This is a genomic window from Mariniblastus fucicola (genome assembly GCF_008087665.1).
Lineage (GTDB): Bacteria > Planctomycetota > Planctomycetia > Pirellulales > Pirellulaceae > Mariniblastus > Mariniblastus fucicola.
Window position 1 is genome coordinate 481,938 of record NZ_CP042912.1, and the last position, 12,376, is coordinate 494,313.

Annotated in this window: 7 protein-coding genes; 2 read left to right on the forward strand and 5 right to left on the reverse strand. The window is 54.3% G+C overall.

From position 1 onward, the window contains the following. Window positions 1–51 precede the first annotated feature (51 nt). Entirely contained in the window at window positions 52–2,997 is a 2,946-nt protein-coding gene (locus tag MFFC18_RS01820) for a beta-propeller domain-containing protein (protein ID WP_075084852.1), read from the forward strand. A gap of 276 nt (window positions 2,998–3,273) precedes the next feature. Then, window positions 3,274–4,872 (forward strand): hypothetical protein, encoded by a 1,599-nt coding sequence (locus tag MFFC18_RS01825; RefSeq protein ID WP_075084851.1) that lies wholly within the window; start codon window positions 3,274–3,276, stop codon window positions 4,870–4,872. 142 nt (window positions 4,873–5,014) lie between these two features. Here MFFC18_RS01825 and MFFC18_RS01830 read toward each other — a convergent pair whose 3' ends face one another. From MFFC18_RS01830 to MFFC18_RS01850, 5 genes are all read right to left on the reverse strand, one after another. After that, entirely contained in the window at window positions 5,015–6,646 is a 1,632-nt protein-coding gene (locus MFFC18_RS01830) for a carboxypeptidase-like regulatory domain-containing protein (RefSeq protein WP_148618591.1), read from the reverse strand. Between the two features lie 190 nt (window positions 6,647–6,836). Then, window positions 6,837–8,105 (reverse strand): tetratricopeptide repeat protein, encoded by a 1,269-nt coding sequence (locus MFFC18_RS01835; protein ID WP_075084849.1) that lies wholly within the window; start codon window positions 8,103–8,105, stop codon window positions 6,837–6,839. 4 nt (window positions 8,106–8,109) lie between these two features. Continuing rightward, entirely contained in the window at window positions 8,110–9,468 is a 1,359-nt protein-coding gene (locus MFFC18_RS01840; RefSeq protein WP_075084848.1) for an AAA family ATPase, read from the reverse strand. 70 nt (window positions 9,469–9,538) lie between these two features. Next, on the reverse strand, window positions 9,539–10,435 hold the full coding sequence (locus MFFC18_RS01845; protein WP_075084847.1) for a DMT family transporter: 897 nt from the start codon (window positions 10,433–10,435) through the stop codon (window positions 9,539–9,541). Between the two features lie 3 nt (window positions 10,436–10,438). Further along, window positions 10,439–12,367, reverse strand: coding sequence for an OPT family oligopeptide transporter (locus MFFC18_RS01850; protein ID WP_084417159.1), 1,929 nt, complete (start codon window positions 12,365–12,367; stop codon window positions 10,439–10,441). Window positions 12,368–12,376: the final 9 nt, after the last annotated feature.

Genomic DNA, 12,376 nt, shown 5'->3' on the forward strand with positions numbered 1-12,376 from the left:
ACTTTCGGCCTTGAAAACGGTAGGCCCACAGCATTGAATCGGAACCATGAGATGACTCAACGAATCGCGAAAAAGAGCCGCAAAACCCGGAATTCAGGGTCATCAAAGCCGGGCTATGGTGTCCTTGAAAACCGGCAAGTGCTCACCAGCATGATTGCTCCAGGTTGGTTGACGACATCCTTTGATGTGCCAGTGAACCAGTCCGAAACGGTACTTTCTGAGTTGGCCGATGAGCCTGAAGTTTCGGTTCAGCCTGAAAACGGAACGCTGGTCTTCAACTCCAACGACAACTCGCTGGTCTATCAACCAGACAACGGGTTTGTGGGGAAAGACAGCTTTCACGTTGAGGGCTACGACGAATTCACCGTCAACGTTTGGCATGCGGCGTGGGCGACTCCCGACTGGCAGCGAGTTGATGTGGGAGGCTCGGCCACGATTGACGTACTGGCGAACGACTACGCTTTCGTCGAACAGAACCAGACCAACAGTGACGCGCTGAGAACCTGGTGGAGTTATTCCAACAATCGATTTAGCTGGCTGCAGGATTCGACGGGTTTTTCGATCGTCGATTTCACTCAGCCGGAAGCTGGATCCGTTTCTGTTTCGGCCGACGGTCGTTCGCTCAGCTTTCAGTCTGACGACGGATTTGCTGGTCAGCAGACAGTAACCTACACGCTCGAAGACCAGAATGGATTCCAGACTACCGGTGAGGTAGTTTTTGAAGTGACCGACAAGGCCGAAGATCCGCGGGGCTATATCAGCGTATCCCAATGGCAACAGGAGCGGGTCGAAAGCTGGATGAATCTCTACGCTCAACGGCTTGGCGGAAATCACGGATACTACGACCGCTTTTCGTTCGGCTTGGTCGTCAACGGCTTCACGACCAATGCTGCCACCTTGGATCTTGCAGAACAGGCGACGTCCACGGAAGTTCAACAAGGCGACATCGTCAAATCGCAAGGTGACTTGCTGTACTACGTCACGTACGGCGATTCGCAAAGCGAGTTCCGTTCGTATCTTTCCATCGTTGATGTCAGCGATGCCAACGACCCAACGTTGCTCAGTACAACGGGCTTCGAATCACGCATCAGCGACATCTTTTTGGACGAAGGGCGCGTCGCGGTCGTGCTTGTCGAAGACTTTGGACGGCAAGCATACGGATACATTGAAGTTGCGTCGACTCATGAACTCCGGGTCCTCGATGTTACTTCGCCGGTCGTTCCGGAAGAAGTCTACAGTGCAACGATTGATGGTCAGTACAATGACGCCCGTTTGATCGGCGATCAACTACATTTGATCAGTCAACACGATACGAACCAGAATAATTCACCGTGGCAATTGACCGACATCACTGATCTGGTTTCACCGGGCGACTACATTGAAGCCATCCTGCAACAGGAGAATGGTTTCGCTCTTCCAACCGTCACGGTCACTGTCGATGGGCTGCACACGACCGTCACTCCTGATATCGATCAGGTTGTTCGCCGGACCGGTGAGAGCGTGGCGACTTTCATTACGACTTTCGATGTTCAGGGAGAATCTGGCCAACCAGTCGACATGGACCTGGTGCAATCCGGTTATCTGAACACGGTCTATGCCTCTGCTCAGTCGATCTACCTGTTCGACGGGGATTCTGCGATCAAGTTGTCGATCGATTCCGGTGGTGACGTCGACTTCTCCGCGGACGGAACCTTGCAAGGGAGAATGGTCAATCAGTTTTCCATTGATGAATACGAAGGGATGCTTCGTGTCGTGGCCACCGATTTCGCTGACTCGAGCGTTGACGTTCACGTTTTCGAACAAGTCGGCGATTCACTGAATGTTGTTGGCTCCTTGGAAGACATCGCTCCAAACGAAAGCGTGTTCTCCACCCGGTTCGCAGAAGATCAAGTCTTTGTCGTGACTTTCCGGCAGATTGACCCGTTGTTCGTAATCGACCTCAGCGACGCGACTGCCCCGACGGTGACAGGCGAACTGAAAATTCCTGGCGTGTCCAACTACTTGCAACTGATTGGCGATGACATCCTGTTGGCCGTTGGGCGTGATGCGGACGCGGACACAGGAAGACAAGGTGACTTGCAAGTCTCGCTGTTCGATGTTGCCGATCCACAGAACCCATTGCTGCTCGATCGATACAGTTTCGCCGGCGGCCGAGGGACCACGTCGCCCTTGATCGACTGGATCAGTTCTCGCCCCGACCACCACGCGCTTACGTTTGATCACGCGACCGGAACGCTGGCATTGCCGATCAGTCAGTATGTTGACGGAGAGTTGTTCTCCAATGTTACGCTGTTTGAAATTGGACGCGAGAACGGCATTCAGCTTTCAGGAGACGTCGATTTTGAAAGCACAGCTTTGCGGACGGTGATCGCCGGCGAACGCGTCGTTTATTTCTCTGAAGATAGCTTGAAAACGGCTGACATTGCGGATCCGACGACCGTCATGGCGACCCTGGATTTGCCTCCCGAAGAATCGCAAGCTCGCGCGGTGGGTGCCGCGTTAAAAGTGTGCAAGATCTCTGATCGATTCTTTGAGAACTTTGGCCTGCCGAATGAAGCTGAGCCAGCCGCGGCCCGGCCAATTGAATTGATGCCGAACGAAGTACCTGGAGTCTTGGCGGTTTCAGCTCTGATCCCGCAAGAGGCTGCATCGATCCGCCGAGTAGGACCCGTCCTTGAACGGATTCCAGTGCTCAGCGTTGTGGAAAGAAGTCCGGCTTGGGAGCGTTTGGCTCCTTCCGTCGTGAGTCTGACGAATGTTGATGGTCAAGTCACAGACGAAGCTACGTTGGGGCGTCTCGTTGTGACCGACCAGTCTTCAGTGCTCGAATCAGTCGAAAATTCCCCTCTGATTGAGCTCTCGAATCGACTCAAATTCGAATTCCGTCCTGCCGTCGAGCAGAATGTTTCTGCCGAAACGCTGCGGCATTCCTCAGCTGAGGCAGCCGAATTGATCGTGAGCCTCGACGTGCTCCCGGCGTCCGAGGAGCTTGGTTAGCCCCGAGCCACCGGCGAATCCACGCTTTAAATTCCCGAAAACGCGGTCTGTGGTGAAAGTTAAAACTCTTTCGACGCAATCGGGGTAGACTTTTTGTTGGAGGGATGCGGTTCGGGTTGCCCGGAACCGTCAGTCTGTCCACAATTCAATCTGGCGAACAGCTTCAGCAGTAATTCGAGCGGCGTTCGTCAGATCAAGTCAATTAACAACTCAGTATTTCGGGAGTCTCTTGTGAAGACGGTTTGCAAGTCGATATTTACGAGCTGCCTGGCAGGCATGTTCACTCTGGTTGCCGTTGCAACCTCTTACGCTCAATCAGTTCCAGAACCGGCAGTCGTGATCTCACTTGCTCCGGTCAAGGAGCAGATGAATGACGTCAACTATCTGGTTGACGCTTCAGGATTTGGTCAGGCCAAATTTCTGATCAAGTCGCAGATCAAATACATCACCAACGGGATCGACACCAAGCGTCCTGCCGGAGTGTTGCTCTATTTCGAAGGCGACAATCCGCAGCCGCGAACTGTGATCTTTCTTCCTGTAAAAGACTTCGACGAGTTGCTTGACACTGTTTCCAATGTTGCAGAAGTCGATGACGAAGACGATGTGATTAAAATTTTGCCGTCCAATGGCGAGACTCTGTACGCGGTTGAAAAGGGTGATCACGTCTTCATCACGATGGACGAAGAATCACTGTCTGAACTTCCAGAGGATCCGCAATCGATGCTTGGCGACATGCCATCGAAATACAACCTCGCGGCTCACGTCTACGGCGGTCGCGTTCCCGATGAGCTTCGTCAGAAAGCAGTCGACCTGATCAAGGACGGCTATCTCGACAGCCTGCAGAACATGGGCACGGATCCGGACCAAATTGATCAGCAAATTGCTGACTTTGAAGAGCAGATCAAGGCTATCAAGGATATCGACGAAATCGTCTTTGGAATGGTTGCCGACGAAGAAAGCCACAAGATGGCGATGGAGTTTACCGTCACTGGTAAACCAGGCTCAAAAGTCGCCAAGAGCTATGCCGGATTTGCAAACGCTGATCCAACTCGCTTTGCCGGGTTCATGAATGACGCTGCGGCGTTGGATTACAACATGTGCTTCAACGTTGACACCACTGACGCGGACAAAATCGGACCGCAGATGGACACCATGATTGAGTCCATGATGACGGAACTGGACAACGATGGCGAATTCGACGACGAAGAGATGGATACGATTCGTAGTGCTGCTGTACAGATCGCAGAGGTCGTTGAAGCGACGTTCAAGGAAGGCCGAATCGATTCGGGTGGCCAACTGTTGATGGGGGAGAATGATTTCAACTTCGTCGCTGGCGGTCAGGTTGCGGATCCGAAGAAAGTCGAATCAGCTGCCAAGGAATTGATTGGCCTTGTCGGCGAACGTGCAGCGGATGCCTTCAAGGTGAATCTTGATTTTGCGTCACACAACGGTGTCACAATGCACGAAATCATTGTCAACATTCCTGAGGACGAAGAAGAGCTTCAGGATTTCGTTGGATCAGAACTGGTTCTGCTGCTGGGAATTGGTGACAAAGATGTTTACCTCGCAGCCGGAAAGAATCCAATGGATACGCTGAAGGCGGCCATGGACGGTACAGGGGTCGCGCCGGAGTTTCCTGTCATCTACAACCTTCGCATCACACCGATCCTTGAGTTCGCGGCCAGCACAACAGGCCAGCCAATGCTCGATGGAATGGTCGACAAGCTGAAAGAGGTTGGCCGGGACAAAATGACGGTCTACAGCAAAGCGATCGAAAACGGTTTGTTCACTCGCATGGAGATGGAAGACGGTGCGTTGTCGTTGATTCAGGAAGCGATGAAGGGCATGCAAGGCGGCGGCGGAGCCGAATTCTAAGCTCGCTCAACATTGCCACAAAAAAGAAAAGCCGCCTCGCTAAATGCAAGGCGGCTTTTTTTGTTGTCCATTCAAACAGGAGTATTGCCAGTTCAGGTCGTGAACCCGGACTTGGCTATCCGAGCTCTACCTGATCTGAGCCCTATCGAATCTGCTGTTGCTGTTGGCCGCGAGCCATTGGCATCACAGGAGCAGCGTTGGGTTGAACCACTGGCGGGACTGTACCGCCGCCATAGCCAGCCGGTGTCGGAGCGTATCCGGCCGGGTTCTGGTTGTAGCCATTGCTGTAGTCTCCGCCGCCGGTGTTGCCCGCTCCGTAGAAAGCTTCTTCGAACCGGTCGTCCAGAACTTCAACTTCTTCGCGAAGCCGATCTCCGATGCGACGCAACGCTGGAGTCTTCGGCTCGCAGGCACATCCGTTGGCAACCCACTGTCCATAAGTCACACATGGGCTTCGGCAAATCGCCTTTTCCTGATTGCCGCCACACTTCGGGCAGCCACCCGGTCCCATTACGCCCAGGCATGTCGGACAAACTGGATCCTGATAGGTTGGACCAGTTGGCATTTTCATGCGAGGCTTCAGAATCGCCTGGCGGTATGCCACGTCCGACGCGTAGTGATTTAACCAACCAACGGTTTCTGCCGACACCATCGTGAAGTCGAATGGTGAACCTGAGCCGCCACCAACGACGCCCTCGGCATCCATGACGTCGTCCGAATCGTCAGCCACCTGAATTCCAACGCTGCCAACTCCGTCAACTCCAACGGCAACCAGACCATATCCACCAGGCTGAACGCCCGTGAACTGGAAGATTCCAAAGTTGTCGGTCGTTGTCGATCCAATTACGTCGTCTCCCTTGAGCAGCATCACTTTCGTTGTTCGGAGATCGACTGGTCGGCCGCTGAGCGAATTCATTTGATGTACGCGACCAGTCAGGCGACCGCGAGAGTCCAGCACCACTGGCGTTCCGCTGATCGAAGTCGCTGGCTCGGCCATGACCGGATTTTCAGTCAGGCCGTCAAAGCCGTACAGGTTGTCTGGGTCTTCGACACCTTCTTCAACTGTATAGCGACCGTAGACGCGATACGCAATGTTAGGAGCAAAGTAGCGGATCCAGTCCGTGTTGATGGTCGTTTCGTTTTGAAACGCATAGCAATTGACCGTTCGAGGCGTCGATGGATCGGCGTCCGGATTCTCGTTAATGATGTTGGCTCCGAAAGCAAAAAATGCCTTGTCGCCCCATCCAACGAATGAATAGGCACCGCGTTGAACATTTGTAAATACGAACGTGCCATCATCCTGAACCGCAGCGGTCTTCACGAGCCGACCGTTGTTCATCAGAAAGATTGTCATTCCGGCGACTTCGGCTCCGTCGATGCCACGGACGGTTCCGGAGAACTGGCCGTTGCGATCCAACATCACCCAGTTTGAACGGAGGGTGTCAGAAAGACGGTCGCCGTCGATGTCTCCAGCTCCTCGCCAACCGGCGAAACGCTCTTTGACTTCAACCGACTGCACCGGTTCGTCGTCCTCTCCAAGTTCATCGTCCAGAGGTCGGTCGCTTGGACGCGTTGCCGGACGTCGATCAATAGGACGCATGGGACCTTCCTGATCAACAGGTCCGGCGCCGAGTTCAGCGCCTTCCTCGGTGTCTTCGGTGGGTGTCAGGTTGCCAAACGGAAGTTGGGCGAACGCTTCACCAGTGAAAATTGTTGCCAACATTGAAGTCAACAACAGTGCGAGCATAATGCGTCGTAGAAAGTTCAGGGTCATCGCTGATACCTGGTTCGATTGGGCCATGTCGACGGAGTCACAAACCGTCCATCTGCGTCAGCATCGTCGTCATCGCCGAACGAATTGTAACTGAAGTTCCAGATGTCCCGGGCAATCCGAATATGCCGTTAGGGTCGTTCGGGTGAGGTAAAGTTTGCGGGCCAGTCAAGCAGCGGGCCCGTGTGCGAGTTTAACGCTGTACTTCCACCGATGCCATGTAATTCCCGAGAAATTGCGAGCCAATGTTCGCGTAAATGAAGCCAATCAGCATGTAGACGGCCAAACCGGGCACCACAAACATCATGCCAATCGCTCCCAGCCCCCACACGCCCAGCGTCACAGTAACGACTGTCATCACGATCAGCGGATAGCCGTCTTCGCAATTAAATGTCGCCGCGATTGGCATCAGCATGAACAGCGCGTACCCGAATCCAATCATGAAGTTCAACAGTCGCTCTTCCGGAAATGCGAGCGCCAATACAATTCCCAGGATCAATCCGAAAGCGGCCATTGCGGCCATCACATTGGACGCCATCACCTGCCGATCGTCCAGCAGATACTTTCCATAACGATTGAAACGAAGGATCGTATTGAAGACAGGATTGGCGATCCATGTCGTGATCGCAAAGATCAAATACAGGAACACGATCGGCTGAACGTAGGGCGCGATCGCTGGGTAGCTTTCGGCCAGCGAGTTCAGAATCCGGTTCCCAAAAAACAATCCCAGAATGATCACCCATTGCAGCTTGTCCGACATTCTCCCGATGAAGGAATACCACTTGAACATCATGCGAAACAGAAAGTGGTTCGCATTGAGCGCCTGAATCATGCCTTGTTTGGCAAAGTCATTGGTTGGATCCAGCCTTAATGCTTCGCGAAAGCTTTCCTGAGCCTGTTTGTGATCGCCGTTGTTAAGCAGTGCCCAGGCGTGGGTCGCGTGGGTGTAGGAATCGTCAGGGTTTCTCGAAAGAGCCTCCTTCGATGTCGCGACGGCCACATCTCTGCGTCCCAGTCTCTCCAGTGCGAGCGTTCTGAGGCTTTGGCAGGACGGTTCGTCGGGATCGATCTCCAGCCCTTTCTTGGCCCATTGAAGCGATGCTTCCCAATCCTTCTGCGAGTATTTCAACTGCGCCATCAAGGCACACGTATCTTCGTCGTACGGGTCAAGCCGCAGTGACTCCATCGCGGAGGCTTCGGCTTCGTCGTATCGATTTCGCATCAGGTAAACGGACGCCAAAATCAGGTGACAGCGAGGGTTCTCGGGCTGCAAAGAGATCGCCTGTCGCGCCGAATCGGTTGCCTCGCGGTATCGCTTGGTGTGCTTGTAGCAAATCGACATCAGCAAATGCGCAACGGCATCCTGAGGATTTTTGGTCAGAATTGCACCCAGCTCCTGTTCGGCAAGCTCGAATCGGTTCTGATTGATAAGCAGTTGGGCTCGTTGGTGATGTTGGTCCATGGACTTATGTTTTGATTTTCAGATAGCTCAAAATGTCGTCGTAGGTCCCACCCTGGTTTGAGTATAGAGCGTGATTGCGAGCCGTGGCAAACCACTCCCGGGTCGTCGCGGTCGCACGCTTGGCCGTAGCCAGCAAGTCTTTCGTCGATATCGGTGACGGGCGACCAGATTTGATGGCGTCCTGAAGTTTTGCTTCAACCGTCCGGTCCACAACCGCCATAAGGTCGGCGCCTGAAAAGTCAGCCAGCTTGGTCGCGACTTTTCCAAGATCCAGTTTTGCTTCCTGTGGCTTGCCCGCGAGCTGCATTTTAAGAATCTCTTCCCGAGCCACAGCGTCCGGCGGCGGCACAAAGATCACCTGGTCGAATCGCCCTGGACGACGAAACGCTGTATCGATATGCCAGGGAGCATTCGTAGCGCCGATGATCAGTAGTCCATCATTGGATTTGTCGACGCCATCCATCTCGGACAAAAACTGGTTGATCAGATGACGCCCAGCACTTTGCCGCATGTCGGATCGGCTCGCTCCAAGAGCATCGACTTCATCGAAAAACAGGACGCAGGGTGCGTTAGCTCTGGCCCGATCGAAGATCTCGGCAAGATTTCGCTCGCTGTTGCCGATCCACATGTCGAGGACGTCGCTAATGCCGACCGAGATGAACGTGGCTTTGACTTCGCCGGCAGTCGCCCGGGCCAGATGCGTTTTGCCGCAACCGGGTGCTCCGTAGAGCAGGATCCCGCCGCCAATTTTCTTTCCATAAGCCGCGTACATCTCGGCGTGTTCAAGCGGATAAATGATCTTTAGGCGAATGTCCTCTTTGACGCTTTCCATGCCGCCAACATCGGAAAAGCTGAGCTTTGGCCGTTCGATGTTTGTGTCCAACGAGTCGACCTCTTCGCTGACGCCGGCCCGGATTCGTCCATCGACGATTTCTTCTTCACTGTCAGCGTTCCAGTTTCCGATGCCCAACAGGCTGGCGAAGTCAGCGTCTTCGCTTTCTGGATCGCGATCGATGGCGTCTTTGTAGCGTGCAACTGCGGACGATACATCGCCGTCTCGAAAAAGCAGTTTGGCATGCAGGACCATCGCCTTTGGGAACATTCGGTCTTGTGATTCCAGCGTTTCCAGAATCGACATCGCGTGCGAATTTTTTCCCTGCAAGTAGTAACAACGTGCCAGACCAAGCTGCAACGTTTCGCTGGAAGGTTGCTGACGCAGTGCATTTCGATATTCGGATTCGGCGTCTTCATGTTTGCCGTGTTCCATCAGCACGTTGCAAAGATGCGTGATCAGTTCCACGTTTCCGGGTGCAAGTTTGACTGCCTGGCGAATGGCTTCGATCGCCGGGTCGATATCGCTCATGGGTTACTCAGCGTGTTGGGTTCCAGGCCGTCGCATCCAATTGCAAGCGGCAGCACTTTGCCAAGTGTAATCAATTTTTCGAATTTGTGCCCCTTTTGCGTGGCCAGTCGAGGCTGGCCAACAGTCCAAACAAAATCAGAGCGGCGCCGATCAGCGTTGTGGTTGCGGGAAACTGATAGTCGACTGCGCTTCGCCAGGCAAAGAACACCCACAACGGCACCAGAACCGGTTCGAGCAACGAAAGGCCGCTGGCCTCATGGCTGGAGACCGTACGCAGGCCGCGAGCAAACAGGACGTACGGCAATCCCATTTGCAGCATCCCAAACAGGGCCAGGTAGATCCACTGTGAACCGCTCGGCCACGTGGCCTCGTTGGTCAGGACACTGGGTGAAAACAGTACCGCTGTGACGGCGTGATTCAGGAACACCAACCAGGCCGCATCGATGTCGCGCAGCCCGCGCAGACAGACGATCACGCCGGCAAAGAAGACCGCAGACGCCAAACCAAACTGGACTCCCCTGAATGATGCTCCGGTAATTTCTGCCCACAGGATGACTCCGACGCCGACCGCTGCGAAACCTAACAGTATCCAGTTTCTGGGCTCCGGTTTTTCCTTCCAGAATAGCCACGAAAACAGAAACACCCAAGCCGGAGCGGTGTACTGCAACCAAATCGCCAATGACGCTTCGCAGTGCACCATGGCACTCATGTAAGTCCAATTCATCAACGCGAACGTCGCGACCATCGGCAGCAGTCGCGTCGTCCACTGAATCTTCCTTACGAAAAAGATCAGCATCAACGAAGCAAAGAATGCTCGCCAAAATGTCAGCGTGACGCCGCGAGTTTCGATCGGCCAATCCGCAAAGATCGGAGCCTTGGCGAAAAAGCCACTGGAACTCCACAGTACCGCCGCGGCGATGACCAGCAGTCGGCCTCGCCATTGGCCTGATTTTTCCTCTGGTTGCACAGGCTATTTCTTCGGACGGCTCATGACGAAGAACGCAACAACCGCCAAAACGGCTGCACTGATCGACAACACGTTGGTGACGCCAGGCGTCTGACCAAGATCCAACGCTTTCATTCCGAATGCTGCAAACGCTGCGATTCCCACGGCAGTCAAAGCTTCACCGGCGATCACGCCAGACGCAAACAGAACCCCACGGTGCAGGATTGACTCATGTTCTTCTTCTGCCTTGCCGCGAGTGTAGAACCAGGCGATCAGTCCACCGATCAGGATCGGAGTCGCCAACCCGAACGGCAAGTACATTCCAACGGCGATCGGCATCAGGTAAGCACGAAACTTTGCTCCGCTGCGTTTGAGATATTCGTCGATCCCCAGGATCACGACGCCAAGGATCGCGCCGTAGCCGACCATGTCCCACGCAAGTTCACCGTCACCGAAAAATCCCTCGGCCAAACTGGCGAACAGGCCGGCTTGTGGCGCTGGAAGATCACGGCCACCGATTCCAAGTCCGTCCGGTGTGTTTTCATGCAGCAGCGTCAGGATCGGTGCCATCACAAATGCGGCCACGAAAACGCCAAGGATTTGCATGATCTGTTGCCGAAACGGAGACGCCCCGACGATCGAACCCGTTTTCAAGTCATTGCAAACATCGCCGCTGGTACAGGCAATACAGCAGACGATGGCGGCAACTCCCAACGTCGCCACCATGCCTTCGGTGCCCGAGTAGTTGAACAAATACAGCATCGCACCGGCTACCAGAACGGCCGTGATCGTCATGCCGGAAACAGGGCTGTTCGAGTTACCGACCAGGCCGACGATATAACTCGCGACGGCAGTGAAAAAGAAACCCATCACCAGCATGATGATGGTTGCAAGAACTGTGATTCCGGGGGCTTGTGTAAACCAGTAGTTGACCATGGCCAGCAAACCGACACACAGCAGACCAAGAAGCAAAATTGCGAACGTCGGAATGTCGCGTTGCGAGGCGTCGTCATTGTCTGTGCCGTCGCCGGAGGTGATATGCTTGATCGCGGCCATCAGCCCGTGACGCACAGAGATTAACGATGCGAAACCGCCAACGACCATGGCGCCGACGCCGAAATAGCGAATCTTGGCGTTCCAGATTCCGTAGGCTTGATCGACGGCGCTTGCTTCGGCCGTGGGGTCACCTCCGCCGATCATTGGAATTGCAATCAGCCAGGCAATTGCGCCACCGATGAAGATCAGGATGGCAACATTGAGCCTCACGATCAGTCCGACGGCAACGAGCATCGGAGACAGGTCGCCTCCAAAATAAAAGATTCGAGAACCGGAGATCGTTGCCGTTTCCAGACTGCTGCTGAGCAACGCCAGAAATCCACCGACAAACTTGAACAGTCCGCCAAGAATTCCTCCGGCGATCAAGCTTTGAGCTGCACCATCGTCAGCGCCGTCTTCTCCGGCTTGCAGGACCGCCGCGCAGGCGATACCTTCGGGATATTTCAGTTCATCATTGTCGACCACGAAAACTTTCCGCATCGGGATCATGAACAGAATCCCCAGCAGTCCTCCGGTGAAAGCGATGATGGTGATGGTCCAAAAATCGAAGCTGTCCCAATAGCCGATCAGAATCATCGCCGGCATTGTGAAAATGATTCCGGCCGCCAGCGATTCGCCAGCCGACGCACAGGTCTGCACCTGATTGGCTTCGAGGATCGACGAATTTTTGAACAGCAATCGAAACAGCAGCATCGCCATCACGGCCGCCGGGATCGACGCCGACACCGTCATGCCGGCTTTGAGCCCAACATAAACATTCGCGGCACCCATCACGACGGACAGGATCAAACCCAGAACAATCACGCGAACGGTGATCTCAGGTCGGTTGACCAGTGAAGCTATCGCAGGCGACTTGCCCGGTTCGGTCGGCGTAGAAAATGGATTGTCGTTGCTCATGAGTACCAT

Excerpts from the sequence above, each read along its gene's own strand:
- MFFC18_RS01820 (WP_075084852.1), top strand. The coding sequence starts at position 52 with ATGACTCAACGAATCGCGAAAAAGAGCCGCAAAACCCGGAATTCAGGG.
- MFFC18_RS01825 (WP_075084851.1), top strand. The coding sequence starts at position 3,274 with ATGTTCACTCTGGTTGCCGTTGCAACCTCTTACGCTCAATCAGTTCCA.
- MFFC18_RS01830 (WP_148618591.1), bottom strand. The coding sequence starts at position 6,646 with ATGACCCTGAACTTTCTACGACGCATTATGCTCGCACTGTTGTTGACT.
- MFFC18_RS01835 (WP_075084849.1), bottom strand. The coding sequence starts at position 8,105 with ATGGACCAACATCACCAACGAGCCCAACTGCTTATCAATCAGAACCGA.
- MFFC18_RS01840 (WP_075084848.1), bottom strand. The coding sequence starts at position 9,468 with ATGAGCGATATCGACCCGGCGATCGAAGCCATTCGCCAGGCAGTCAAA.
- MFFC18_RS01850 (WP_084417159.1), bottom strand. The coding sequence starts at position 12,367 with ATGAGCAACGACAATCCATTTTCTACGCCGACCGAACCGGGCAAGTCG.